Origin of the sequence: Alkalihalobacillus sp. MEB130, from assembly GCF_032335535.1 — a bacterium.
Taxonomy (GTDB): Bacteria; Bacillota; Bacilli; order Bacillales; family Bacillaceae_D; genus Halalkalibacter.
Map to the genome: position 1 here is coordinate 119,904 of NZ_JAOANA010000012.1, position 25,036 is coordinate 144,939.

Consider the following 25,036-nt stretch of genomic DNA (forward strand, 5'->3'; position numbering starts at 1 on the left):
TCATTGTAGATTTTCTATCAATGTTTAACTGTGATGTTCATCACAACAGATTCATCCTCGGTGAACATTTGATGAACTCGTTTCCTAAAAAAGCAAAAACGAGATACCTTTTTTGTGGATGGAGGTCTCTCGCTTTTTATCATATTCATTTAATAGGCATGATCTTTTGTGTCTTGTACGACTTTTTCGTAGTCTTCTTCCGTTTGAATACGCATAGAAAAAATTTTTTTCTTCACTTGATCATGTACATGATCTAAAGTCAGAACCTTAAATGAAACTTTTTCAAGAATTTTCATTAAGCCTTGTTCTTCTTTTTCTACTAATTCTTTTGTAACATTCAAACATGTCCGGTCATAAACACCATGATATAATTGTAAGTTCCCATTAAATTCTGGTGCGATCACTTGTACCCCTGTTTTATTTTTCAGTTCTAACATGTCTAAAATGACCTCTGAATTTAACAATGGCATATCCGATGTTACAAGCCATAACGATTGATTCTTTGCTAGTGATAAGGCAGCATGCATTCCACTTAATGTTCCCGCTCCTTTAAAGTAATCCGTAATGATTCGAATGCTATTGCCAAACAACGGTAAGTATACAAATGGGTTATTTGTGACAAGAATCACTTCATCACAGATTTTCTTCATTTCCATCACTTGTCTTTCAATTATCGTTTGTTCACCAAGTTTAAGTAAGCTAATAAGTCGATCTTGATCTATTTTATAACTTTCACTGTCTAATATAACTCCAGTAAGCTGCATTACTTCACCCCCTCGTACTTACACTATAAATCTAACAGTCCATTAAAACTGTTAAGTCTGTCACAGTTTCATTTTTATAATAAATCGCCCAAATTTATAAAAGTGTGATTTTTATCACATTTTTCATTTTTGATTTCTTTTATAATGAAGTTACAAGTTGTTAGGAGGCGTTTTTATATGACAGCAATCACTTTAGACAGGAACATAAATCAAAATACATTTCACCTTTCAGATAAAACATTAACAGCATTAACAGAAATTATGTATGAGCAACATGTTGAGGCCGGTACTTATTTATTTTGGGAAGGCGATACAGCAGATAAGCTATTTTATATAAAAGAAGGAAATGTAAAACTAATAAAAGGTACTTCAGATGGCAAAGAATATATTCTCAATATGTTTGACAAAGGAGATCTCTTTGGGGAACTGAGTAGTTTCATGAATATAAATTATAGCTACAATGCTATGGCGTTAACGGATTGTGTGATTGGTGTGATTCAACAAAAAGACTTAGAGATTCTCTTATGGCAACATGGAGAGATTGCTGTAGAATTTTTGAAATGGACGTCTTTATTGAACCAAATTACACAATCAAAGCTTAGAGATTTAACATTTCACGGAAAACTTGGTGCTCTTTGCTCGACACTTATCCGTATGGCTAATTCATATGGCGAGAAGCACGATAACGGAATCCGCATTACAAAGAAAGTAAAAAACGGTGAATTAGGCGAATACATCGGGGCAACTAGAGAAAGTGTCAACCGCATGTTATCAGACTTACGCGGAAAAGAAATTTTGGGACAGGAAAAAGGATTTCTCTATATCTATGATATAGATGCATTAAAAGATATTTGCCATTGTGAGAATTGCCCACTTGAGATTTGCAGAATGTAAATATAACTAAGGGTTCCCAAACGGGAGAACCCTTTTTTTATTTTTAAAAGCAAGAGAGAAAGTGATCATCATCACAGTCTAATTGTCATTTATTCGATATTCTATATATAAAGGAGTGATTAAATTGTTAAACGGAAATGTCATTGCCATAACGAGCGGAAAAGGCGGGGTTGGAAAATCAACGGTAGCAGTAAACCTCGCTTTAGCATTAGCCGATATCGGTAAAAAAGTAGCTCTAATTGATTTAGATATATATGGATATAGCGTGCCGAAAATATTAAACATTGAGTCAAAACCAAAAACAATGAATAACAAGATTATCCCTGTTGGACATGAGAATATTACGGTCATGTCAATGGGATTTTTATTAAAAGGAAATGATCCAGTTGTGTGGCGTGGTCCAATGCTTGGGAAAATGATTGATCATTTTTTTGATGATGTCATTTGGGGCAAACAAGATTTCGTCATCTTAGATCTCCCACCTGGAACCGGCGATATTGCACTTGATTTACATCACAAACTTCCAAAGTGTCAAGAAATTATTGTTACGACTCCTCATCCGAATGCTGTACATGTAGCAGAACGTGCCGGAATGATGGCAAAACAAACGAATCATACCATCTTAGGTGTGATTGAAAATATGTCTTACTTCTCACCTCCCAATTCAGAGGAAGTATATCACCTATTTGGAAAGGGCGGTGGCGAAACATTAGCCTCCAATTTAGATACAAATCTCCTTGCCTCTATCCCACTTGTTCATCCACAAGCTGATGGAGAACCTTCTGTTTTATTGACGCAAGATGAGCAATTAGCTAGTGTGTATCATTCTCTAGCGACTAATCTAGTCGAAACACTTACTTGTGAAGAAGTAAAGTAATGAAAAGAACCTGATGAATTTGATCAGGTTCTTTTCATGATTTTTTAGATAGATTCTGCAATTTCTATTAATCCTTCTAATCCAAAATCTTTAGACTGTTTTAAATTGCCACTAAAGATATATCCCCATCCTTTTTTCTTAAAGATTAATGTATTTAAGTCATTAGCATTTTGATAGTAAGCTTTGGTTCCGTCTCTTAATGTAATGACTTTATCTTCCGGTGTGATATGTTTGTCAATCTTGCTTTCAGGTGACATAATGGAGAAAATAAAATCTTGATGTGGTTTATTAAAAACGCGTAAGTAATGCAGCCTAAGGTCCCCTTCATTGGTGATCTGACCAAATTTGTGACTTGGTCGAAACGGTAGTCTTTTTGGAAGACTAACGGTCCTATCATGTTGCTGTTCGAACATTGTGATCGCTTTTTTCGCTGGTAAATAATTGTTGCCTTTAATAAATTCTTCAATCTGCTTCTCTTCATCTGGCTTAGCCTGAACATCTACAGAATAGTACAAATGAACAGAGCTTACTAATACTAAAAGCCATATCATCTTTAAAATGGATTGTTTCATCTCTGTACCTCCAAAATGGACTTGTCTCTATTATGTGACTGTTCGTACTAGAATATTTATCCATGTGCTATATATGAGGAAACAACAAAAAACAGGCACCTCTCATCATACATAATGAGAGGTGCCTGCTCTACAACTAACGATAATTAATAAACTGGACATCAATTGATAAATCCGCACCTCTAATGGCTGCAATTATGGCTTGTAAATCATCACGTTTTTTTCCTGTTACGCGAATTTGATCATCTTGAATTTGGCTTTTTACTTTCACACCACTATTTTTAATGATCGTGTTGATTTTCTTCGCTTGTTCTTTATCAATTCCTTGAATTAATTTAGCTCGTTGACGAACGGTTCCTCCTGATGCTCCTTCTATTTTTCCATAATCTAAATTTTTAATTGAGACTTCTCGTTTAATTAATTTAGTGATAAGCACATCTTTTAGTTGTTCTAACTTATATTCGTCATCTGATACTAATACTAATTCTTCATTTTCAAGTGCGATGCTACTCTTGCTTCCCTTAAAATCATAGCGATTTTGAATTTCTTTCGTAGCCATCGTCACCGCATTGGTTACTTCAGACATATCAATTTTTGATACAATATCGAATGAACTCTCTTTTGACATCATTTACCTCCACATATGTATTTCCTCTATTATAAAGGAAATAGAATCGCTGCTTCAAGCAATCACCTTTTCGAACGACAAACTCATCTAATGTGTTTTCACTCGATTGGATAATCTTCATAAGTAATCCAATCACTCCAGCTCCCACTGTAAAGTTTTACATTTGAAAAGCCCGCTTCTTTTAAAGCTAAAATATTGGGGCAAGCCGATACACCAGACCCGCAGTACACAATGACTTCTTTTGTTTGAGGAATATTAGCAAAATGCTTCTTTAGTTCTTCTTTACGTTTCCAGTTTCCTTTGTCATCTAGTACATCTTTCCAAAAATAATGAACAGCTCCCGGAATATGTCCAGCTATTGGATCGATTGGCTCTTCCTTGCCTAAATATCTAGCGAGCTCCCTGGAATCTAGCAAAACCGTTTCTGTATTATGCAACCTTTCTTTTACATACGCAGCATCTGCTAATACTTCATTATCATTCACCTGTAACGAGAACGTCTTTTGTGAGGGAACGGGTATTTCAGTAATAACATCGTACCCTTTTTCTAACCAGCTCGAATAACCTCCGTCTAAAATGGCAACATCGTCATGTCCTAGATAATGACATAACCACCAAAAACGCGATGCGAACATGCCACCTTGATCGTCATAGACGATCAGCTTTGATTCATTTCCTATACCCCATTTTTCAAACTTAGCTATTAACGTATCTATGTTTGGAAGTGGATGACGACCGCCATGCTTAGAAACAGCTGATGATAGGTCTTTTTCAAGATCAACATAGATGGCGCCTGGTAGATGTCCTTCCAAGTAAGAAACTCTACCTACATCTGGATTACCTAATTGAAAACGTGTGTCTACGATAACATAAGCAGCACTCTGTTTCTCCAATTCACTATGTAGCCATTCTGCCGTTACGATCCTGTTCATGTATTTCACCTTCCTAAGATTTAATCGTATTTTTTAGCGTAGTATATGTAAACTATCTCATACTCTTTATATGTTTACTAGATAAATGGTAATAAAATACACAAAATCCCTAATCTACAGAGACTAGGGATTTGTTTATTTGATCAAACCATAATTTTACAAACATCATTTGTAAATTCAACGGGGTCTTGAATCGGTAATCCTTCAATTAGGAGTGCTTGGTTATACAGTAAATTTGTATATAGACGTAATTTTTCTTGATCACTCTCAAAGGCATGCTTTAATGATTGGAATACGTCGTGATTTAAGTTGATTTCTAATATTTTATCTGCTTTGATATTTTGATTATCTGGCATGGATTGAAGAATTTTTTCCATTTCAATTGAAACCTCTCCATCCGTTGATAAGCAAACAGGATGAGTCTTCAACCGTTTGGATACTCGAACATCCTTCACCTTCCCTGATAATAGTTGTTTCATTGAATCAAACAATTCTTTATGCTCATTTTCATCAGTCTTTGCTGAATCAGAATGATCCTCAGATTCAATACCTAAATCCCCACTTGATACAGATTTAAATTCCTTTTCTTTGTAAGATGGTATCATTCGAATCGCAAATTCATCCACATCCTCAGTAAAATACAACACTTCATAGCCTTTATCGGTTACTAATTCAAGTTGCGGTAATTTTTCGATTCGTTCTTGGGATTCACCCGCTGCATAGTAAATATATTTTTGATCTTCTGGCATTCTTGATACATATTCAGCTAGCGTAACCATTTTCTTTTCTTTTGAAGAATAGAACATAAGTAGATCCTGCAAATCATCCTTGCTACTAAAGTCAGTGTAAACACCATATTTTAGCTGCCTTCCGAAAGACTTGTAAAATTTCTCATACTTATCACGTTCTTCTTTTAAAAGGCTTACTAATTGGCTTTTAATCTTACTCTTAATATTTTTTGCAATCAATTTCAACTGACGATCATGTTGCAAAATTTCACGCGAAATATTTAAAGAAAGATCTTCCGAATCAACCATTCCTTTTACGAAACTAAAATGGTCAGGTAATAAATCAGAGCATTTATCCATAATTAACACACCGTTAGAATAAAGCTCTAACCCTTTTTCAAATTCTTTTGAATAATAATCAAAAGGAATACTTTCAGGAATGTACAAAATGGCATTGTAACGTACCGCTCCATCAACACTTATATGAATATGTTTTAACGGCTTATCGAAGCCATAATGTTTTTCCTGATAAAAGTTCTCGTAATCTTCTTCTGTTAATTCGTTTTTATTCTTTCTCCAAATGGGAACCATGCTGTTGATTGTTTGCTCTTCCGTAAATTCATCCCACTCGTTATCGCTTCCTTCTTTAAGGTTTTTCTGAATAACGTCCATTTTGATTGGGTAGCGGATAAAATCAGAGTATTTTTTAATAATGGCTTTTAATCTGTATTCTTCTAAGTACTCATCATAATTCTCATCTTCTGTGTTTTCTTTCACTGTAATGACGATTTCTGTACCAAATGTAGCTTTCTCAGCTTGTTCAATGGTGTAACCTTCAGCGCCATCAGACTCCCATTTGTATGCTTCTTCACTTCCAACCGCTCTGCTTGTAACAGTAACCGCATCAGCAACCATGAAGGCTGAATAAAAACCAACACCGAATTGCCCAATAATATCATGTCCATCTTTAATCTCATTTTCCTTTTTAAAGGCAAGTGATCCACTTTTGGCAATCGTTCCAAGATTTGTTTCTAATTCATCTTTGGTCATACCAATACCTGTATCTACTATAGTCAGTGTACGGCTATCTTTATCTGCTTTCACTTTTATGTAATAATCACTCTGGTTAAAATCAATTGAATCATCTGTTAACGCTTTGTAATACATCTTATCGATTGCATCACTAGCATTAGAGATTAGCTCTCTTAAAAATATTTCTTTTTGAGTATAAATAGAATTAATCATCATTTCTAACAGTCTTTTTGACTCTGCTTTAAATTGCTTTTTAGTCATTGGTTGTTCTCCTTTCGTATAACTAGAGTAATTTTTGAAGTTTTAGCACTCTAAACGTCCGAGTGCTAACTCTAACTTTTATTTTACATATCCGTTTTTGAATGTCAATTTATCTAGAACAATTTTTCATAGAAAACAAAAAAACACTTCGTCCTTTTTGACGAAATGTTTATGTAGGCCGCAATGCCGCATAGCCTAAGTAAGTTCATCACTCAAAGCAATAAAGCGAGCTCCCTTTTCTTTTAGAAATAGTAGCGAACACTGCAGCAAATAATTGGAGTTGTATGTACAACTGTCTGTATAACGTTCGATAAGCCATGTTTTGTACCTTTGTACTGCAAGCGGTTTCATCCTCGTACTCCGGTGGTAATCATCTATCTACAGATAGCTTTGTACTACCTGTCAATCTCTCCGTTTGATTCCTTCGAGATCATTCCCCTACCAAATTTGGGTTTCTCGCTCGTGGGGTTTACCGCGTTCCACCTCTTCTGTTTCCAAAAGAGCTTCGTCACTGTGGCACTTTCAGGGATACTCGACCATAGCTTTTAGCCTTAGGTGGTTTCTCCCGCCGTCAATCCAGTTACTACCAGATTGCCCTAGCTTATGAATTAGCTAGGCACGAACACTACGATCGTCTCAGATCGTGCGAGCATGGACTTTCCTCTACATCAAAGATGCAGCGATTACCTGAACGTTATCTCAGCTGTTGTAACCTTAGTTTAACACAAATGTTTATTCTGCGCAAGTATTATTCGAGCCTATTTGTTTGTTCACATTTAATTATGTATCTTCAACGATTGAGCTAGTTTCTAAAATGGCAACTCATCAATAAAAGACGAGGTGAAATTCAGTGTTTCGTCTTCAATAAAATGCTCTGTTTGATAAGCGATTGTATAGGATCCATCTTTGCAATTTAGTTATTTAACTTATTTAATATTAACTTCAGTCCTCCCCCAACCCCAACTCCCATTACAATCATCAATAGAATTAAATGAACGGTGGTTAATGTTTCAAGATTAAGAGCTATGAATGCTCCTAATACACCTATGATGCCTGCCATAACCCAACTCAGTAAAAAAATATGCCATCTTTTCATTAAATACCCTCTCCCTATCGTGCATGATTCAAAATAAAATACTTTATTGTATTCAATTGTATTATTAGCTTTCATTATTTTCCTTTTTCAACCACCAAACACCCGCACATTCAGGAAGTGTTAGTAAGTTTTCTTTTACCACTTTATCTACAATGTCGTCACCAAAGAAGAATCTCGTTAACTTATCGGCTTCACGCAAACTTTCAAATTGATAGTCTGTGCGTATCCACTTATGAGAAAAGCCATATTTATTTTCAAGTAATGAGTAATATTGTTTTAAAAATTCAGGTGGATTGGGTGTTTCACAACCAGTTCCCAATGTTTCAAAGATTATAACGGTTCCTTTCGTCCGTAGTACGCGCATGATTTCTTTCATAATTTCATTGATATTATGTACATTATTTTCTACATTTGTGCTAGCCAGGTAACAAATTGTCCACCCTGCTACAACTAAGTCTGCACTTTCATTTTCTGCTTGTAAATTCCGATGGTCAGCAACTTGTGTTTCAACGTTCAGACTGTTTTGATCCTTCAATTTTTCATCTAGTAGATCTAACATTTCAGCAGAAGAGTCTAATGCAAGAATTGAGTTAACATGTGGAGCTAGAATGGTTGTTAATCTTCCCGAACCAGCTCCCATATCAATAACATCTAAGTCATTTAAAGGTGTTATCTCCTCGATGACTTTCAGTAAGCTCGGCTGTTTTGAAATCATTTGGTCATATAATTCTGTTTGTTTCGTATAGACAGTTGAGTGATCAGGCATTTTCCCCTCCAAATATTCAAGTAATCTTGGTTTATGCATTTTGTTTCATTATGTGTTTCCAGTTTGGCGGTAACTCATGAGTTTCAAGATGTTCATATTTCCTTAGCTTAACTTGTCCAGATAATGTCGGAGCAATTTCAAACGTCAACCTATCTTTTCCGACTGATATATGGGGTCCAACAACTGGTGTAGCCTCTAATGTAATATAAAAATGAAAGGAACGAAACCCATGAACTCTTTTTACATCTACAATATCAATTTGATATGGATAAACCAATGGTGATTCTGTTACATACTCATTGTAAAAGTTACTCACTGCTTTGTCTATTTCTTCTCCTAACAGAAGCATTAACATATCTTGAACCATCAATTCTTTCGTATCCTCAGTTGGTAGTGAATCGGTTAATTGAGCCACACTAAAAGTATTCCAAGAAAAAACGGCAAAAAAGGAAATTACAATAGCAAAAATGGATTGTTTCACATTTTCCCTCCAAATGTATTTTTTGTAGTTTTTCCTTGCAGGTTTAATACATACGTTAATGGTAGAATTCTTGCATTTTCCATTCCGCCTACCTAGTATAAAAAAGGAGAACACCAAAAGATGTTCCCCTCCTCCCTTCACACTCTATCTCAAATCAATCTCTACCTTTTGATCAAAAAACATAGTTTTTGTATATCCGCTTATTTCAAATCCTGATGGCTTTACCATTTCAACATCATTATCACCGTAAAAAGTAACTGAGTTTTCCTTTGTAAAAAACCTCGGTTGATCGAATTCCTTCATTCTAAAGAAATACTCTTCAATATCATATACGTTTCCAGACGCATCCATGAATAAACCAGTCACAGTGCTAGACGTTCCGAATCCTGCTTGATTGTTATCACTGAGGTATGATATAGATAACGTTTCATACTTCCTATTTGGATGAAACTCCTCTTTGAGAGTAAAGGTTGTTGGGTTCCCGAGCGTAATATCCTCTATTGAAATAGTTGTACCTAAGTATTCAAATGTCTCTGGTTGTTCGAAATTGTATTCAAACTGTTTCTTTTCACTTATCTCTACAACCAACCCATCAATTAGCACCTGAATGTTGTCTGGCTGGGTAAAATACATTGATTCAAAACCTATATCAAAGTATTGATTCCCATATGACGAACCTCCACCACCTCCAACAGCAAAATCATCTCGTTCATATAGTTGACTACCAGCCTCAAGACCTGAAATAAGGTATTGAATGATTTGTTCATCTATGTCTCTATTCCAAAATTCATAACGTAAAGTTGTCACGGTTGGTGCAATTGTTAATTTTGAAAATGTTACAGAGTTTCCATTTATTTCAGTTTCTATGTTTAAATCTTTTACTATCGCTGGATGTTTCTTTACTGGTATATCAAATGTCCAATGCCCTGAAAATAACTCCCTTTCTTCAATAGGGGTCGTTTCGTAATTTTCATCTTGTTCAAAAAGAGAAGGAACTTTTTCTAGTTCGCTTAGTTGTAAAGAAATGGTTCCTTCTTCCGTAGCCAATGGAGAAAGTCCAAGTCTTCCTTTAACAACATTTTCTTGATCTGAAAAGAGTCGCATATGACTTCTTAACCCGTTGTCATGATCATAATCCTCTGACCAATTTTCATTTGTGCTTCTTATTTTTGTTCCAGTGTGGTGAAAATCCACCATATAATGTTGATGACCTGATAAATCTTCAATTTCATAATAAATATGTGTTTGGAGATCATCGGCTATAACATCAGTAATCGTTACTTTAATATCGTTACTTATTGCTTCTAAATTCACTCGTTCTCCTAGTCCATGCTCAATATTTTGATCGACTCTTTGTTGCTGTTCTTCGGTAACGTGTTTCCACCAATCTAGAACATCATTGAAACCATTCGTTGCGACAGCTGTGCTAACAAATAAAAAACTAAATAGAATAGCAGCTACCCAAGTGCCTCGCCGGTAAAATAGGGTTCGCTTCCGTTTGTTCGGTATGTTTATTTTATTACGAACCTCTGCCATTAAATCTGAAGGTACTTTAATCTGTTCGCTATCGCTTTTTAAGGAGGATGTTACTTGCGAGATGGAGATGTACTCATTTTTACATTCATTGTTTTCATTTAAATGTTGTTCCATTTTTTCTAATTCTTCCGGTTCGAGTCTATTATCAATATAATCGATTAACCGATCTTCACAATATTTACAGCTCATTACAACTCTCCTCTCTGCAGTTCTATTCTTAGCAATTTTAGTCCTCTAAACAACCGCGACTTAACCGTTCCAATGGGTATGTGAAGAAGGGCTGCTATCTCTTCTTGAGAAATATCACTTATGTACTTTAAAATAATAACTTCTTTATACTGTTCTTCTAATTTTTCAACACCATCAAGTAATTCAATTCTTGTTTTATCTTGGCTCATGTCCTCAACAGGCTCTTTCGATTCAAATACTACTTTCTTCGTTTTTCGATGAATACTTTTGCATTCATTAATAAAGATAGTAGTTACCCATGTTTCAAAATACTGTGGTTTTTTTAGCTGGTGAATATTTTCATAAACTTTTAGAATCGTATTTTGAAATACATCTTCTATATCATGGTGGCTACGAAGGTAGGCCCAGCCAATTTTATAATACTTACTTTTCTTTTCGTCTATCCAGTTAATCAGTGCTTCGAGATCTTTCTTTTTTATGCACGTAATTAGATCGTGATTTCCCACAAATGTCTCCCTCTCCTTCCACAACTCCTTAATTAGAGTTTTAAATGAATGAAAAAGTTCCCTCTTTTTTAAAATTTTTTCGCGTTACTGTTACATGAATGTATTCACAATTCTAGCATTGTAACTCTTTTACACGTTTCCATTATGGATTACCGTGGACATCTGGTTCTCCCTCCCTCTTTGAAAGTAAAAGGACCTTACTCCTTTTTAGAGTAAGGCCCTTTGAATTATGTAACGTCCGCATTATGCAATTAACGTGAACATTGCAACTATAGAAATGATTGGAAGAGCCGCGATTAAACTTACTCCAACAAAAGTCATAGTTGTCACAGCTGCTTGGGTTTGAACAGTGACATCACGGCCTGCTAAAGCATGATTACGCGCAATAACAAGATTTATCATTCCAGCTATAAATGTGATAACCACAATGACAAGTGCAGGCAATACGTCCCAAAGTACAAGTGTTCCTTGTATCGATTCCATCATGATAAACCCAATTACAACTAAGATGATAGGGATGGTTTCCACCATAACCACTCTTATAAAAAAACGACTATTTTCCTTTTGAATACTTTGAGTCGTAACTTCTTCTCGGTTATCAAGTTTAGAACTGACGTCAGCCATAAGTCTTTTAAACTGAAATACAATACCGATGACAGCAACAACTGTCGCTATTACAAAAAGCCAGATTTGAATTAACATGTTCTTCCCTCCTAGTGATACTCTACTAAACGATAACATAAATCAGTGTTTATCAGGAAGGATTTACCATTGATTGTTACCAGTTTTATTTGAACAGTGTGCGAAAACGATAAACCACTTTTTCTAATCATATCTAACACCTTATTTACGAAAATAAAATTTGTGCCAAATAGACGACACCTGTTACCGTCAACATACTAAATACCGTTGATACCAAAACGGTTTGCGCGGCATATTCGGGATGATTTCCATACTCTAATGCAAATATTGAACTATTTCTTGACGTAGGAAAAGCACTCGCAATAAATAATGCCTGTGCAATCGTTCCATCCAAATTCAAAAGTAGAATAACAATAAGACCAATACAAGGTGACAGAATCAAACGACCAATTAAGCTTAGAATTAATGGCTTAGAAAAACGGTAAAGCTTGATAAACGCACTTTGAGCACCAAGTGTCACAAGTGCAATGGCCATAAAGGCACTGGCTATCGTTTCGATTGGGGTCCAGAGATAATGTGGAATCGGAACGAAAAGAGCTTTCAGTGCAAGAGCTAGCACTAACGCATAAATAACAGGATTCTTCAAAAACAATAACAACGCTTGAGAACCTTTCTTCTCAACTGAAACAGAATTAAATAAACCATAGGTAAACGTAAGTAAGTTTTGAAAAATAAGAACAACTATCTGAACGGTTACTCCGATTGGATGATGCAAAAAGACGAGCTGACTAACAGGTAAGCCAAAGTTGCCATTATTACTAAGAACAACACTATTCTTAAATGTCGCTGACAAGCGGTTATCAAACCTTGCTATCTTTGCAACTAGCGAACTAATTACAATTAAACTAATATTTTGCAAAACGAGAAAACCAATAATTAGTGAAAAAGTATCTCCGGCCATTTGACTTTGATACACATTGACAAAACACACAGCTGGAATCAATAGAAACGTATTTAACTTTGAAAGTGTGCTCATATCAAACGTAAATGTTCGATGTAAAAAGGCTCCAATTGCGATTAAAGAAAAAATAGGCACCATCACATTCACTACAATTAATAAAAATACTTCCATACACAACCACCCCTTCCGTCTAAGCTTATTAAATAACTAAGCCTTCGTAAAATTCATTTTGGTTATGAGGATCTATTCAAAAAATGAATAGAAAAAGGTTTGTTACAAAAAGGATGGTTAGTACCAATTGTAACAAACCTAACATGAATGGAAGTATTGTCTTTATACTGTAAAGGTGTCCTCTTCTATATCTTCCTTAATCAACATGGTTAAAGTTTACTTTTTCAACGAACTGAACAAACTCTCTGACCATATTTATTTCAGTAGTATCTTCATGATAAAACATCCATGTTTTTCTTATAAGCGGATCTCCTAGTTCATCTTTTAGCGTAATGCTATGTAAGTCTGGATGTTCCTCAATTAACGCGCTAGGCAGTATTCCGTAACCAAGACCATTAATCACCATTTCTTTACAAGTTATTCCTTTATCCACTTCCATTCCGATCAAAGGAGACTGTGAAAAGGTGCGATTCCACCACTGATCTATAATTGTCTTTAGTAGCGAATCTGTTTCATAATTAATTCTTGGCATATCAGGTAGGTCGTCTAGTGTAAATGGTTCTTTTGAAGCGACACTAATGTTTTCTTCAAAAAGAAGCCATTTGGAATCAGCCCACTGATAGTCGCCGCGGATAATCCCGATATGAACATCACGATGATAGACCATATTCACAATATCGTGACTCCATCCTGTTGTAACTTTGTAATTCACGTTTGGAAACTGGTCTTTAAACAGTTTTAACAAACGAGGAAGCTTATACCTTGCGATGTAATTGGATACCCCTAATCGTAAAGTACCTCTTACATCTTGTTCCATATTTAGAACCATTTCCTTCATCTGTTGAAGGTTAGTTAACATGTCTTCAGCACTTTTAGCCAAATACTCCCCTTGTGGAGTAAACTGAATTCCCTTTGTACCTCGGTTGATTATAGCTACTTGAAACACATTTTCGATTTGCTGAATTCTTTTCGTTAAGGAAGGTTGTGAGATATAGAGACTTTGAGCTGTCTTTGTAATGTTCTTTTTCTCATAGAGAACTTTTAAGATAAGCCAATCACGTTCATCCATTTTTTCTCCTCCATTGATTGTTGATCACTATAAAAAAAGACATTCCTCCCATAATTTCGTTTCATCCACTATCATTTTTAGGATAATAATGCATCTTATACCCAGTTCTTCTATTATACATTATTGAATAATCGCTTTCCTTCACTTATGCTTTCTCTCTTTGCACACAAAACTAATAAAAAGAATAGTCTTTATTTGAGACCATCCATTTCATATAGTTGTATATAGATACTCCACTAATCAAGAAAGTTGCGAATATAGGATGAATAGAAAAGAGGGATTAGAATGAAAATAGACGCACCTAAACTACTAAAGGATTTACATACAAGACCATTCAAGGATATTCTTTACGAAGAAGATCCTGAGCTAGAATTGTGTGAAGTCATTGATTCTGATTTTAGCCACGAAACACTGGAGAAAGTTCGGTTATCTAACATGGTTTTAAAAAATTGCCATCTCAATCAGAGCCATTTCGCTCGAATTGATCTGACCGATGTGTATTTTGAAAACTGTGATTTGTCTAATGCCAATTTGAGTCAGTCGTCTATTCATCGAGTCCATTTTAAAAATTGCAAATTGATAGGTGTAGACTTTACAGAGTCCCGTTTTGGTAATGTCCGTTTTGAACAATCATTGTTAGACATGGCCTCATTTGGGCATTCCAAATTCGAGAAAGTAATCTTTCAAGACACCTCACTCATCAATGCCGATTTTTACGAATGCAAATGGAAAAAGGTCCAATTCGACTTATGTAATTTGAACAAAGCAAATTTTGAGCAAACTTCTTTAAAAGGAATCGACATTAGCTCTTCTCGTTTTGAAACACTCACTGTGTCTTTGGTCGACCTGAAAGGATGTAAAGTTTCTAGCCATCAAGCACTACAGTTTGCCACTTTGCTTGGATTGGTCATTAAAGATTAACACGAAAACCGCATTGTATCTTTAACCAATGCGGTTTTATGGCCTGACGTTCATTCTAGTTTTAGTAGTGTGTGTTTTCACTTGAGAAACATTTAGACCCTTAACGAGCCACGGAACCCCCTGGCAGCATAATAGGATTCCGCCCCATTATGATACATAAAGACAGTGTCGTAACGACGATCGCAAAAGATAGCTCCGCCGTGCTTTCTAATAGTATCTGGTGTTTTTACCCAGCTCGATGTTTTCGTATCGAAAATTCCAATTTTCTGCAACTCTCGGTATTGTTCTTCCGTTAAAAGCTCAATGCCCATGGCATCGGCCATATCAATCGCGTTATTTTCTGGTTTGTGTTTTTTTCTAGACTCGAGTGCTTCACGGTCGTAACACACACTTCTCCGACCTTTTGGACTTTCCTTTGAGCAGTCATAAAAAATGTATTCGCCCTCTTCTTCCTCATGACCAACAACATCTGGTTCACCGCCTGTTCTTTCCATCTCATTAAGCGACCATAGTTTTTCTTTATTAGACTCGAGCTTTGCTAGAACTTTAGACCATTCAATCCCAAGATGGCGATCTATATTTTTCTCAAAACGAACTTTCAATGATGTGAGTAATTCTTCACGTTGTTCTACTGACAATTCCTTATTTTTATTTGTCATAGTATTTCCCCCTTTTTGTTTTTACTTATAATGGCTTCCAACTCATTAAGGCCATGTATAACTCGTACATCCGGATGTGTCATTTTATCCTTTCGATTTAACCAAATACCTCTCATTCCTGCATTTGTACTACCAATTGCGTCAGTTTCTAACCTATCTCCTATATAGTAACATTCTCCACTTTCACAATCGCTTGATTACACGCTTCTAAAAAGATCCTTGAATTAGGCTTAGATGCACCAACTTTACTTGAGGTAACAATACAATCAAAATAGTTATGTATATTTATAGTTTTAAGCTTTTCTATTTGTTGATCATTATCACCATTTGTTATAATCCCTAGTTGAAACCCTTGTTTCTTTAGTTTCTCTAAGCACGGGATAACATCTTCGTATACACTCCAATTTTTTTTATAATACTTTACGTACTCATTGAATTTTTTATCTGCTTGATCATTACTTAAATGACTACCAAGCAAATCTTTCATTCTCATTCTCCTTTGCTCTAGAAAAGAAAGTTCTTTAGCTAGATATTTTTCAAAGTACTTTTTAGATAAGTTATTCCATAATGTTATAAACTCATTGGCATGAAAGGTATAATTAAACTCTTCCCAATTGTTTTTCAAGAACTCAATAGCTCCCAGTTCCTCTGCTTGCTCATGATTAAGCAATGTACAATCTATATCGAAAAAAATCAATTTTGGACCTCCAAAATAGTTACTTATTTATAAGAATTAAATTTTTAAGTAAGATCATTAATCATTACGGTATTATCCCCTACCAAATTTTAGTAAAACCATGGAATTGCGGGCGGTATGCCAGCTTCCGGTAATAAGTAAAGAACGATAAACCACAAACAAATTAGAGAACCAAAAATAGTTACCCCCAATGACACTTTATAGTTCATTTTTTTGATCAGGCCATATACTCCGCAAATAAAACTAGTTATGCCTAAAAACAACTCAAAAAAAGCTACTGAATAAACACTATAATTGTAATACATAAAAAGTCTGACAAATCCAAAAATCGTAGTGTACAAAAGAAATACAATTTGACATGCTACGCCGAATAGTACAACTTTGATTTTAATTCCCCCTTGGATAAATCACTTACCCACATTACTACTAGTTTTGTTTTATAAAATAAGTCGTTGTCGTTTTCCATCAGTCTAGATTGTCTTCACTTTTGTATTCTAAAATATCTCCGGGTTGACAATCCAACGCCTTACATATAGCCTCTAAAGTTGAAAACCTAATGGCTTTTGCTTTTCCATTTTTCAGAATTGAAAGATTGGCCATCGTGATTCCAACTTTCCCAGAAAGTTCTGTTACACTCATTTTCCGTTTAGCTAACATCACATCAATATTGATTACAATTGCCATGAGATCCACCTCAAACCGTTAAATCATTCTCTAATTTTATATTGATCGCTTCTTGTAATAGTTTCTGAAGAACTGCTGCAAATACTGCAATAACCAATGAAGCAAAAATAATAACTAATCCGATTGCGATGATACCAGGGGCGTCGTCCACCTCTGCGACGAGATAGAAAAACGGCATGCTGACCATATAAAGGATACCTATTGCGACCGCGCAGTATTTTATCATTTTTAAAGAGGTTATAGAAATTTCAGAAAATGCTATATTCTTATCAATATAGCTCAATAGTCGAAACGCCTGATACAACGCAATGAAATATGGAATCGCTGTTGCATACATAATGAGTAGTATCGGATAGAGGATATGGGCATAATCCGGATTTATTGGATTATTAACAAGCCAAGGTAAGCCAAATATACCTAAAGAAAGGACTGTAGCTCCTATAAGAAAAACAGCTACCTTTAAAAAGAATGTTGTACCTTGTTTCATGAAAGCACCTCGCATATTTTAGATAAACTTAATTATAATACATTCTTATCGTTTTGCAATAAATGATTATCATTTATCGTTATTTTATTACTGTTATGTTAATATCCATTGAATTTCTGACAAAGAAAAAAGCATTCCTCATTACAAGAAATGCTTGATAGCGTAAGGGTTGTCAAAAAGGACAACGACTTAACCTTGTCTTAAGAGTAATTTTTCACATAACTCTCTTCAACAACTCTCTTTTTTCAAATACAAGATTTAATCTTGAAAATAGAACTGAGTAAAACAAAGTAAAACCAATATAGGCAAACCCAACGATGAAACTTAACTCTCTGGGACTATACACTTCTAATAAAAAACCTGCCGATGCCATTGATAGTCCAAGTGCAGTATTTGAAATCGCTTGCATTAATCCGAAAAATGTTCCTCGTTTGGAATTAGGAATAACCTTCATCATTACTGTATCGATACATATATTACTAATCCCACCTACAAACGTAATAAACATGAGAACGATTAAAGCTATGAGAAAGGTTGGAACAATACTTAATAACATATGTCCGATACCTTCTAACGCAATAAAAAGAACAATGAGAATTAATAAGCCACGTTTTAGTAAATTAGAAAACAACGAGCTTATTATAAATCCAAGTCCAAGAGATGCATACATAAACCCTACCCCTATTTCTCCCATTTCAAATACTTCGAGTGCATAAACACTTATTAGTACATTATCTATTCCATTTGCTAGAGGCATTGTTATAGCAATGAAAAAGAAAGTGCTAAGTGCAGAAGATCCCCATAATAAGTTCCTTGAGTTCATAGTAGAATCTTTTTTCTTTTTAAGATATCTCTCCATAACTGGAAACTTTATTTTATATAAGATCATGGCCGATAGTAAGAACGTAACTCCATTTAAAATAAACGGAGTAGACACCCCTAGATAATGTGAAATGAAACCACCTACACTTGCTCCTATTACTAAAACCATACCTACCATTGCTTGCTCCATTGAATTTACGTCAATTAGTCGCTCTTGTTTGACGAGTACTGGAATCGAGGACATTCTTGTCGGAGCATATAAAGCTTCTCCACTCGCAAGTAAAAATGTACTAACATAGATAATCCATAAATCACTTTGTTCTTGAACGAGTAAAAGTGACAGTACCATTGGAATTCGTACTAAATCAATTATGATCAACAATTTTTTTCTGGAGAACCTATCTGCAAGTATACCTCCTAATGGGGCAAGGAGAAGAAATGGTAACATACGAATGGCAAGAACCATCCCAATGGCCATTCCTGACCCAGTTAATTGGTAAAGCAAAGCCAATACTACCACTTGGCTAATTCGATTTCCGATTCCGCTTATAATCCCAGCCCAAAAAAGACTCTGGTAATTTGTTTCTTGTCTCCAAGTCTTTACTATTGACAACAACTCAACTCCTTTCCACGACAACTAATTTCATGATCATCTAATTAGCTAGCCAAAAAATACCGAAGTGAATCTTCATTAGTGAAACGTATATAACAAGACTTTAATAACAACCGAATTCTGTTAGGTCTAATCTAATTTTATACTTATCTAATTAGTTTCCAAAAAGAAAAGCCGATTATATCAGCCACATCTCTTTTGGATTTAATTCATATTGTCCATCCTGCCTAAACATAAACTGATACATTACAAATTCACGCCTAATAGTTGCATAGTCTTCATGGTACTGCTTAATGTATTCATTTATTTCTTTTTCGCTATAAGTCTTTCCCATTTCTAATCTAGTTACTAAATGCTCTAAAATAATAAGCCTTTTTTTGTGCTGTGCCGGAAGATTTTTTAGTCTGCCATCATGTTGAATAAAGTTTGTTAGAACTTTGTATTTTTCCTCTTCTTCGTATCGATATGGCTTCATCTCATCTTCAACCCCTATTTTTAGAATAGCTTGAGCCATTATCTCAAGTTTCTTTTCATTCAAGTGAAAGTAGATAGTGTTTTTGTTGCGTCTTTGATAAATAATATCAATATCACGTAGTTTAGCAATATGATGAGAGATTGTTGGTGGGGTAAGTCCTAGCTTACCTGCGAGTGCCTGACCGTGTAATGGTCCTTCTTTTAATAACGAAATAATCCTAATTCTTGTTTTATCACCTATTGTTTTATGAAAATTCACTAACCGATTTAGTTGCATAAAAACCTCCCAAAGATCATGTTAATTAGATTATAATCTAATTAGATAAGTATAACAATGAATTGTGTGATTTCGTAACGAGTTTTGTGTCTGACATACAAGAAATTATTTTGAATTACCATATTATACATAATCATAATTAAAAAGAATGTTAGTAAGCAAAAAGAAGAAGCTTGTACTTTATACAACCCTCTTCTCGCTGAATAGCTTCATCTAAATGGTTGACCAAGTTTAACCTTATTAAAGGGTTAAAGTCTAGTAAATTGGAATCAGCAGGGATCGTTAGTTCAGTTGATTTCTATTTTTTCAATAGGAGACACTTTGTAGTAGTTACTTTTAGATGGTTGAAAATTAAAGACGCATAATATCATTGAAATTACCAACATAACAAAAGCTCCTGTAATGACCACAGATTGAATGGAGGCCACTTGTGCAACAAGCCCCATCATTACGGTAGTTATTATGATGAGTGTTGCTTCGATTAATCCATATAAACTACCTATCCTACCCATAACATCAATAGGGATATTATTCTGATAAAAAGTAAGAAAACCTGTGTTTGCAAATGCGAGAAAGAAAGCAAGAATAAAAAAACCTAAAGCAGCCATGATAAACGATTGTGAAAAAGCGTAAATGATATAGCCGATGGATACAAATGCTAAACCGATTCCCATTAAAAATGAAGTTGCCATCTTCTTAACGAATAATGTGTTAAGAAACGCTCCAACAATTATACCTAATCCCGCAACGCTCACTAAAAAACCGTAATCACTGTCGGATAAATGAAGCACTTCTTTCGCAAAAGCTGCTTCTAATGAATCAACAGCGGCAGTCATAACCATAACAGAAGTAAACAAAAAGTAAATCAGCATAACATAAACGTTCCTTTTGCTAAAATTCAATACGATTTGCAAATCATTCTTTATTAATGCCAACGATAACTTCTCATCCTTATTCCTATCTCGTGTATGCTTTTCTAGATTAGGCATAAGAAAAGTGATTAACCCTGATAACAATAAGGCAATAGCATTAATTATTATTGCTAGAGTAGGAGTACCAATTATAAAAAGCACTCCTGCCAACGCTGGTCCAAGCAGAAAAGCTCCAGAATCGATTAAACTTCTTAGAGAATTAAACCTCTTTCTTTTTTCGGGGGGAATTAATTTTGTCACATAAATCATCGATGTTGGGCTAAACATAGACGTTGCCATGTTAATCAAAAAGACCATTGAATACATGAACCAAATCGATATTTCTAGTAACCAAGGTAAAAGACATATACAGAAAGCTCTGATAATGTCTAGAAATATCATCAGGTTTCGTTTATTTAATCGATCAATAAGACTGCCAGACCAAAAGTTGGTGACTAAAGTAGCCAAAGGAATAAGAATATAAAGTGCTGCTACGGCAAGGGGGGAACCTGTCATATCGAATACAATTAAATTTAATGCAATTAAGTAAACCCAAGCACCCAAATTAGATAATCCTATTCCAAGCAACAAAATAGAAGGGTATTTCCACGATGCTAGCAACAATTTTACATTCATTAAAATCGCTCTCCCTTTTTTTACTTTTACTACTGCATTCTTTTTCAACAAACAAAAAAATCCCACCCCCAAGACGTTTGTCTTGGGGACGAGATAGTAAAGTCGTGGTGCCACCCCAGTTTATTAATATGTCACCATATTAATCTTGTCAGGTACGGCATATACATGCTTATACCCTAGCTCTTTAACGGAAGCTTGCGTCACACCATCCCGCTTTCATAACGTTCCGATGTAATGCTCAGAGGCTTGGTTCAATAAAAGCTATCTTACTCCTTTTCAGCTACCGGAGTTCTCTGTAAAGAAACTTTTTATCTACTCTTCTCTTCATTGCACTTATAAATTTTCTCTTATTTTAACATTATTAGCCAATATTGCAATTGTTCTTGGATTTTTGCATTAAGGTTTTACTTAACATAATGCTTACTTCTAATTTTCACAGCTCCATGTGGCGCATATGTTAAAAAGACAATCAAGGTGAGCTCCCCTGCCCTAATTTAGTACTTATTGAACATTTCTAATCATATTCTTATAAGAGAAAACAACAAGAAGGGGTGTAAGTTAATTGAAAAAAGTTAAGGTTAGTTTACGACCCATTGTAAGTAATATCAATTTACCAACTGCTATGAAAACAACTATTCTTCCAGGTGACTCAATTGAAAGATTATTTATTGCAACCCAGGTAGGAGAAATTTATTACATAGGAAACGGAGATATAAGGACTTTTTTAGATATTCGCCCACAAGTGATAAAACTTGGTGCTTCTGGTGGCGGATATGATGAACGGGGATTGCTAGGGCTAGCGTTTCATCCCGAATTTTATTATAACGGTCTGTTTTATCTTCATTACTCAGTAGCTGGAACACAAGGACCAGGTGCTCTTCCTGAATCTTTTAAGCCTAACCCATGTGACCCCAGAACCTTAAACTTAAAATGGAGAAATAGAGAAATTCAATATGATCATATAGATACAGTTGAAGAATGGATTTTACAATCGAATGGCCAACCTCAAAAACGGCGCACATTACTTAATGTAAGAAGACCATTTTTTAATCATAATGGTTTCAATAGCTTAAACTTTTCACCTGAAACAGGAAAACTTGTTTTAACAACCGGAGATGGTGGATCAGGCTATGATCCATTTAATTTAAGCCAGGACGATATGGAAATCGCTGGTAAAATAATAGAAATTGATGTAGGTAAGTATTCATTTATCAATAATCCACCCGTAGTTACACGTTTTCATGAACTTCCCGTATCTATCCAAGAAGCGCTTACGGTAATTGCGAAAGGAGTTCGTAATATACCAGGTATTTCTTTTCAGAGGTTTAATAATCAGTATATTAAATACGCGGGAAATGTCGGACAGGATTTGGTCGAATCAATTTTTTCATTTGTTCATTATAAACCCATACTGGTTACACAGCTTATTCAAGCTTCTTTACTATATTCTAAGCCTGACCAAGAAGGATTTATTAACTTTGGCTGGCGGGGGTGGGAAGGGTGTTTTCCTACCTCGACCGTGAGAGGCTGTACTGACAATTCGTCTTTGGATGAGAAAACAATTGCTTATTACAATGAATCAGTAGCACTTTCAGGGAGTCGTCTTCAGCCTTTAACTAGTTATTTTCATCAAGATCCCCGACCCGATAAGTTTGGAGGAACTGCGCTTACAGGAATTCAGCCTTATATGGGGAATCAAATCCCTGGTTTAACTGGAGGTGTTGTGTTTACTGATTTTGCCCGGAAAGATTCTCAACCTCACAATAGAGGGGCTTTAGCTTATACTAGAGTGAGACCAGATGGCAAACAAAGTGATTTTAGTGTGATTCAAACCGATTATGATTTTGGGTCTCAATCAGCCTTTTATGCTAGTTTAGGAACGAATCTGGGTCAATCCACACTATATTTAGGGGTTTATGGCTCTATGAATGTGACTGATTTTAACCAAGGCACTGTTTTTGAAATCGTTCCATGAATCATAATTTTAAAATTCTACTTAATCTTGATACATTCCTTACATGATGAGACTGTGCTATTTTAGAGGATCTCTAAATTATTATCATTTTAATTCTTTGAAAAATGACTAAAGAAATTTCAACCCATAACCAGCTATAAAGGAAAGCAAATAAAAAGATCCCTATAGTTGAAAGAATTGAAAAGGAATCAGAAACGGCTGGACCTAAGATTGGAAAGTGAAAAATAAATAGTAGACTCATAATTCCTAATATTAAAAGAATTGCACCAGTAGCAATCATACTCAATCTCTTTCTAAAAAGGTAAAAAGATGCTCCTATACCAAGTCCTATCAATCCTGTTGTAAAAGGAAATACAATTAATTCAGTTGGCTGCAGGATGAATAACAACATGATGGTCAGAAAATAGGACATTACTCCAAATGGAATGGATAACATAGAGCATAACAGAATAGGTGCAGTGGCAAACGGACTTATAAGATATCCTATACCTGGTAAAAAGCCACCAGCAGCCTGTAGAATAGCAGCAATACAAGCAAAAATAGACGCTAATATAAGCTTCATCGTTTTTTTACGATGATTGAATTTTATTTGATATAAACGAACCTCATCGGAAATAGGTTTTAAAAAATACACTGTTTCACCTCATTCTAAATGGTTTATACGTTTTCCATACATTATATTTACGATGTATTAGAGGTGGAACTAGTATTACTAATCCAAACATAACTATCCTTTGTAATAATAAATCATGTGCTATTTTATACTCAAAATTGAAATGGTTTTATCGATAACTTACACACAGTGTTTCTTGTCGTACAAAAGGAGGGAATAAGTTGAATAAACGGGTAAATTCAGCCATCGAAGAACTGATTCAAACGCTCCGAAGCGAACAATCCAATGATGGCTCCTGGCGCTACTGTTTTGAGAGTGGTCCAATGACTGATGCTTATACAATTATCCTATTAAGGTCTTTAGAAAATGATCAAGAAGAATGGCTTATTCAACAGCTTGTAAAAAGACTTCTTCACAAACAAGAAAAAAACGGAGCTTGGAAATTGTACCATGATGAAAAAGAAGGCAATCTATCAGCTACAGTTGAAGCGTACTTCGCCTTATTATACTCAGGATATGTTGAAAGGCAGTCAGAAAATATGCAACTAGCAAAAGCGTTTATCTTAAAGCAAGGAGGTCTCACAAAGACAAGCAACTTTACAAAAATCATACTCGCATTAACCGGTCAAATTCCCTGGCCAAAGCATTTACAATTACCAATTGAACTAATCCTTCTTCCTCGTACTTCCCCTATTAACTTTTATGATTTGGTCGGCTATACTCGCGTACACTTTGCCGCAATGCTCATTTCATCTAATCTTAATTTCAAGCTAAAAACAAGCCGAACGCCTGATTTATCAGAAATGGTTTTAGAGCGTTTTCCAAATGATACTCCTTTTGATTCAGAGGAAACTAGATTTATTGTAAGTACCGTAAAGGATGAAATTAAGAAACTTTTAGAATTGCCCAAGCGTTTGCGCGATTCTGCGTTTAAGAAGGCGGAGAGATTTATCATAGAACGGATTGAACCTAATGGGCTGTTATTTAGCTATGTTAGCTCCACCATTTATATGGTTTTCGCTTTTCTTGCCCTCGTGTAAACGATAAACTAAAATCAACAGTTTTCCACAAATAGAACTCAACAGAAAACCACAAATAAGATTAAACAGTTCCCCAGTACATGATCATTTTCAATATACTAGATTATAGTTTATTGAAAGTG

Annotated in this window: 27 protein-coding genes, 1 other RNA gene and 1 other annotated feature; of the genes, 5 read left to right on the plus strand and 23 right to left on the minus strand. The window is 35.1% G+C overall.

Going from position 1 to position 25,036, the window contains the following annotated elements:
- Positions 1–149 precede the first annotated feature (149 nt).
- On the minus strand, positions 150–764 hold the full coding sequence (gene mobA, locus N0O92_RS13620) for a molybdenum cofactor guanylyltransferase (protein WP_315615210.1): 615 nt from the start codon (positions 762–764) through the stop codon (positions 150–152).
- A 177-nt stretch (positions 765–941) separates the two neighbouring features.
- Between mobA and N0O92_RS13625 the strand changes: the two genes are divergently transcribed.
- Positions 942–1,658 (plus strand): Crp/Fnr family transcriptional regulator, encoded by a 717-nt coding sequence (locus N0O92_RS13625; protein ID WP_315615211.1) that lies wholly within the window; start codon positions 942–944, stop codon positions 1,656–1,658.
- 124 nt (positions 1,659–1,782) lie between these two features.
- A complete protein-coding gene (locus N0O92_RS13630) occupies positions 1,783–2,535 on the plus strand; it encodes an Mrp/NBP35 family ATP-binding protein (RefSeq protein WP_315615212.1) in 753 nt (250 codons plus the stop codon).
- 44 nt (positions 2,536–2,579) lie between these two features.
- Here the strand turns inward: N0O92_RS13630 and N0O92_RS13635 are convergent, their stop codons facing one another.
- From N0O92_RS13635 to N0O92_RS13695, 13 genes are all read right to left on the minus strand, one after another.
- Positions 2,580–3,107: an autoinducer gene (locus N0O92_RS13635; RefSeq protein ID WP_315615213.1), complete on the minus strand. Its 528-nt coding sequence runs from the start codon at positions 3,105–3,107 to the stop codon at positions 2,580–2,582.
- Between the two features lie 136 nt (positions 3,108–3,243).
- Positions 3,244–3,735, minus strand: a complete 492-nt coding sequence (locus N0O92_RS13640) for a YajQ family cyclic di-GMP-binding protein (RefSeq protein ID WP_315615214.1) — start codon at positions 3,733–3,735, stop codon at positions 3,244–3,246.
- Between the two features lie 98 nt (positions 3,736–3,833).
- Positions 3,834–4,667: a sulfurtransferase gene (locus N0O92_RS13645; protein ID WP_315615215.1), complete on the minus strand. Its 834-nt coding sequence runs from the start codon at positions 4,665–4,667 to the stop codon at positions 3,834–3,836.
- A gap of 143 nt (positions 4,668–4,810) precedes the next feature.
- Positions 4,811–6,688 (minus strand): molecular chaperone HtpG, encoded by a 1,878-nt coding sequence (htpG, locus tag N0O92_RS13650; protein WP_315615216.1) that lies wholly within the window; start codon positions 6,686–6,688, stop codon positions 4,811–4,813.
- Between the two features lie 306 nt (positions 6,689–6,994).
- An RNA gene (gene rnpB, locus N0O92_RS13655) (RNase P RNA component class B) lies at positions 6,995–7,383 on the minus strand.
- A gap of 218 nt (positions 7,384–7,601) precedes the next feature.
- Complete coding sequence (locus N0O92_RS13660; RefSeq protein ID WP_315615217.1) at positions 7,602–7,859, minus strand: hypothetical protein; 258 nt, start codon at positions 7,857–7,859, stop codon at positions 7,602–7,604.
- Positions 7,849–8,550, minus strand: a complete 702-nt coding sequence (locus N0O92_RS13665; protein ID WP_315615218.1) for a class I SAM-dependent methyltransferase — start codon at positions 8,548–8,550, stop codon at positions 7,849–7,851. Before N0O92_RS13665 ends, N0O92_RS13660 begins: the two co-directional genes overlap by 11 nt.
- A 31-nt stretch (positions 8,551–8,581) precedes the next feature.
- Positions 8,582–9,031: a DUF3888 domain-containing protein gene (locus N0O92_RS13670; protein ID WP_315615219.1), complete on the minus strand. Its 450-nt coding sequence runs from the start codon at positions 9,029–9,031 to the stop codon at positions 8,582–8,584.
- Positions 9,032–9,175: 144 nt separating this feature from the next.
- Positions 9,176–10,756, minus strand: a complete 1,581-nt coding sequence (locus N0O92_RS13675) for a DUF4179 domain-containing protein (RefSeq protein ID WP_315615221.1) — start codon at positions 10,754–10,756, stop codon at positions 9,176–9,178.
- Positions 10,756–11,262: an RNA polymerase sigma factor gene (locus N0O92_RS13680; RefSeq protein WP_315615222.1), complete on the minus strand. Its 507-nt coding sequence runs from the start codon at positions 11,260–11,262 to the stop codon at positions 10,756–10,758. The genes N0O92_RS13675 and N0O92_RS13680 overlap by 1 nt, the downstream gene beginning before the upstream one ends.
- A gap of 243 nt (positions 11,263–11,505) precedes the next feature.
- Positions 11,506–11,964, minus strand: coding sequence for a hypothetical protein (locus N0O92_RS13685; protein ID WP_315615223.1), 459 nt, complete (start codon positions 11,962–11,964; stop codon positions 11,506–11,508).
- A gap of 145 nt (positions 11,965–12,109) precedes the next feature.
- The gene (locus tag N0O92_RS13690) at positions 12,110–13,036 is read right to left on the minus strand and encodes an AEC family transporter (protein ID WP_315615224.1); all 927 of its coding nucleotides are present in this window, start codon (positions 13,034–13,036) and stop codon (positions 12,110–12,112) included.
- 196 nt (positions 13,037–13,232) lie between these two features.
- The gene (locus tag N0O92_RS13695; RefSeq protein WP_315615225.1) at positions 13,233–14,105 is read right to left on the minus strand and encodes a LysR family transcriptional regulator; all 873 of its coding nucleotides are present in this window, start codon (positions 14,103–14,105) and stop codon (positions 13,233–13,235) included.
- Positions 14,106–14,390: 285 nt separating this feature from the next.
- On the opposite strand from N0O92_RS13695, the gene N0O92_RS13700 reads away from it, so the two are divergent.
- Positions 14,391–15,026: a pentapeptide repeat-containing protein gene (locus N0O92_RS13700; protein ID WP_315615226.1), complete on the plus strand. Its 636-nt coding sequence runs from the start codon at positions 14,391–14,393 to the stop codon at positions 15,024–15,026.
- A 92-nt stretch (positions 15,027–15,118) separates the two neighbouring features.
- On the opposite strand, the gene N0O92_RS13705 is transcribed toward N0O92_RS13700, so the two are convergent.
- The 8 genes from N0O92_RS13705 to N0O92_RS13735 form a co-directional block, all read right to left on the minus strand.
- Positions 15,119–15,685 carry a DUF4256 domain-containing protein gene (locus N0O92_RS13705; RefSeq protein WP_315615227.1) on the minus strand — a complete coding sequence of 189 codons (567 nt, stop codon included), beginning with the start codon at positions 15,683–15,685 and terminating at the stop codon, positions 15,119–15,121.
- Positions 15,682–15,849 carry an HAD family hydrolase gene (locus N0O92_RS23835; RefSeq protein WP_396334512.1) on the minus strand — a complete coding sequence of 56 codons (168 nt, stop codon included), beginning with the start codon at positions 15,847–15,849 and terminating at the stop codon, positions 15,682–15,684. The genes N0O92_RS13705 and N0O92_RS23835 overlap by 4 nt, the downstream gene beginning before the upstream one ends.
- Positions 15,846–16,382 carry an HAD family hydrolase gene (locus N0O92_RS13710; RefSeq protein ID WP_315615228.1) on the minus strand — a complete coding sequence of 179 codons (537 nt, stop codon included), beginning with the start codon at positions 16,380–16,382 and terminating at the stop codon, positions 15,846–15,848. The genes N0O92_RS23835 and N0O92_RS13710 overlap by 4 nt, the downstream gene beginning before the upstream one ends.
- Positions 16,383–16,847: 465 nt before the next feature.
- Entirely contained in the window at positions 16,848–17,066 is a 219-nt protein-coding gene (locus tag N0O92_RS13715; RefSeq protein WP_315615229.1) for a helix-turn-helix domain-containing protein, read from the minus strand.
- 10 nt (positions 17,067–17,076) lie between these two features.
- Complete coding sequence (locus N0O92_RS13720) at positions 17,077–17,553, minus strand: DUF2975 domain-containing protein (RefSeq protein ID WP_315615230.1); 477 nt, start codon at positions 17,551–17,553, stop codon at positions 17,077–17,079.
- Between the two features lie 214 nt (positions 17,554–17,767).
- Positions 17,768–18,988 carry an MFS transporter gene (locus N0O92_RS13725; protein WP_315615231.1) on the minus strand — a complete coding sequence of 407 codons (1,221 nt, stop codon included), beginning with the start codon at positions 18,986–18,988 and terminating at the stop codon, positions 17,768–17,770.
- 178 nt (positions 18,989–19,166) lie between these two features.
- A complete protein-coding gene (locus N0O92_RS13730; RefSeq protein WP_315615232.1) occupies positions 19,167–19,739 on the minus strand; it encodes a DUF2087 domain-containing protein in 573 nt (190 codons plus the stop codon).
- 287 nt (positions 19,740–20,026) lie between these two features.
- Positions 20,027–21,286: an MFS transporter gene (locus N0O92_RS13735; RefSeq protein WP_315615243.1), complete on the minus strand. Its 1,260-nt coding sequence runs from the start codon at positions 21,284–21,286 to the stop codon at positions 20,027–20,029.
- An 81-nt stretch (positions 21,287–21,367) separates the two neighbouring features.
- Positions 21,368–21,623, minus strand: a binding site (T-box leader).
- Between the two features lie 225 nt (positions 21,624–21,848).
- Here N0O92_RS13735 and N0O92_RS13740 point away from each other — a divergent pair.
- Positions 21,849–23,261, plus strand: a complete 1,413-nt coding sequence (locus tag N0O92_RS13740; RefSeq protein ID WP_315615233.1) for a PQQ-dependent sugar dehydrogenase — start codon at positions 21,849–21,851, stop codon at positions 23,259–23,261.
- Positions 23,262–23,334: 73 nt separating this feature from the next.
- On the opposite strand, the gene N0O92_RS13745 is transcribed toward N0O92_RS13740, so the two are convergent.
- Positions 23,335–23,895, minus strand: coding sequence for a hypothetical protein (locus tag N0O92_RS13745; protein WP_315615234.1), 561 nt, complete (start codon positions 23,893–23,895; stop codon positions 23,335–23,337).
- Positions 23,896–24,095: 200 nt separating this feature from the next.
- On the opposite strand from N0O92_RS13745, the gene N0O92_RS13750 reads away from it, so the two are divergent.
- Positions 24,096–24,914 carry a hypothetical protein gene (locus tag N0O92_RS13750; protein WP_315615235.1) on the plus strand — a complete coding sequence of 273 codons (819 nt, stop codon included), beginning with the start codon at positions 24,096–24,098 and terminating at the stop codon, positions 24,912–24,914.
- Positions 24,915–25,036 lie beyond the last annotated feature (122 nt).

What these genes read in the sequence shown, in the direction of transcription:
- N0O92_RS13640 (WP_315615214.1), bottom strand. Translation starts at nt 3,735, where the DNA reads ATGTCAAAAGAGAGTTCATTCGATATTGTATCAAAAATTGATATGTCT.
- N0O92_RS13695 (WP_315615225.1), bottom strand. Translation starts at nt 14,105, where the DNA reads ATGGATGAACGTGATTGGCTTATCTTAAAAGTTCTCTATGAGAAAAAG.
- N0O92_RS13665 (WP_315615218.1), bottom strand. Translation starts at nt 8,550, where the DNA reads ATGCCTGATCACTCAACTGTCTATACGAAACAAACAGAATTATATGAC.
- N0O92_RS13635 (WP_315615213.1), bottom strand. Translation starts at nt 3,107, where the DNA reads ATGAAACAATCCATTTTAAAGATGATATGGCTTTTAGTATTAGTAAGC.
- N0O92_RS13735 (WP_315615243.1), bottom strand. Translation starts at nt 21,286, where the DNA reads ATGAATGTAAAATTGTTGCTAGCATCGTGGAAATACCCTTCTATTTTG.
- htpG (WP_315615216.1), bottom strand. Translation starts at nt 6,688, where the DNA reads ATGACTAAAAAGCAATTTAAAGCAGAGTCAAAAAGACTGTTAGAAATG.
- N0O92_RS13700 (WP_315615226.1), top strand. Translation starts at nt 14,391, where the DNA reads ATGAAAATAGACGCACCTAAACTACTAAAGGATTTACATACAAGACCA.
- N0O92_RS13720 (WP_315615230.1), bottom strand. Translation starts at nt 17,553, where the DNA reads ATGAAACAAGGTACAACATTCTTTTTAAAGGTAGCTGTTTTTCTTATA.
- N0O92_RS13730 (WP_315615232.1), bottom strand. Translation starts at nt 19,739, where the DNA reads ATGCAACTAAATCGGTTAGTGAATTTTCATAAAACAATAGGTGATAAA.
- N0O92_RS13645 (WP_315615215.1), bottom strand. Translation starts at nt 4,667, where the DNA reads ATGAACAGGATCGTAACGGCAGAATGGCTACATAGTGAATTGGAGAAA.
- N0O92_RS13625 (WP_315615211.1), top strand. Translation starts at nt 942, where the DNA reads ATGACAGCAATCACTTTAGACAGGAACATAAATCAAAATACATTTCAC.
- N0O92_RS13685 (WP_315615223.1), bottom strand. Translation starts at nt 11,964, where the DNA reads ATGTTAATTCAAATCTGGCTTTTTGTAATAGCGACAGTTGTTGCTGTC.
- N0O92_RS13690 (WP_315615224.1), bottom strand. Translation starts at nt 13,036, where the DNA reads ATGGAAGTATTTTTATTAATTGTAGTGAATGTGATGGTGCCTATTTTT.
- N0O92_RS13705 (WP_315615227.1), bottom strand. Translation starts at nt 15,685, where the DNA reads ATGACAAATAAAAATAAGGAATTGTCAGTAGAACAACGTGAAGAATTA.
- N0O92_RS13660 (WP_315615217.1), bottom strand. Translation starts at nt 7,859, where the DNA reads ATGAAAGCTAATAATACAATTGAATACAATAAAGTATTTTATTTTGAA.
- N0O92_RS13715 (WP_315615229.1), bottom strand. Translation starts at nt 17,066, where the DNA reads ATGGCAATTGTAATCAATATTGATGTGATGTTAGCTAAACGGAAAATG.
- mobA (WP_315615210.1), bottom strand. Translation starts at nt 764, where the DNA reads ATGCAGCTTACTGGAGTTATATTAGACAGTGAAAGTTATAAAATAGAT.
- N0O92_RS13675 (WP_315615221.1), bottom strand. Translation starts at nt 10,756, where the DNA reads ATGAGCTGTAAATATTGTGAAGATCGGTTAATCGATTATATTGATAAT.